This window comes from Streptomyces sp. UF-297, from assembly GCF_058245575.1.
The window spans coordinates 1-303 of sequence record NZ_JBSIBZ010000282.1 but is presented as its reverse complement, the minus strand read 5'-3'; the positions used below and the strand labels follow the sequence as shown (position 1 = coordinate 303).

Genomic DNA, 303 nt, shown 5'->3' with positions numbered 1-303 from the left:
TCCTCGCCGGACAGCGTCTCGCCCGTCATCGCGGAGACCATCGGCACCCGACCCCGACGCGGCGCGATCCCGGCCAGTACGGAGACGATCTCCGCCTCCAGCCGCTCCACCTGAGCGGAGTGCGAGGCGTAGTCCACGGCCACCATCCGGGCCCGTACACCCTCGGACTCCAGCTCCGCCCGCAACTCCTCCAGCGCCTCCGGATCGCCGGAAACCACCACGACGGACGGCCCGTTGACCGCGGCCAGCGACAGCCGCTCGCCCCACTTCGGCAAACGCTCCTCGACAGCGGCGGCCGACAGG

At 72.3% G+C, this 303-nt stretch carries 1 protein-coding gene; it reads right to left on the bottom strand.

The window, feature by feature from the left end; translation table 11 throughout:
- A partial coding sequence (locus AC4IJH_RS43835; protein WP_490857621.1) for an acyltransferase domain-containing protein occupies positions 1–303 on the bottom strand: 303 nt, incomplete at both ends.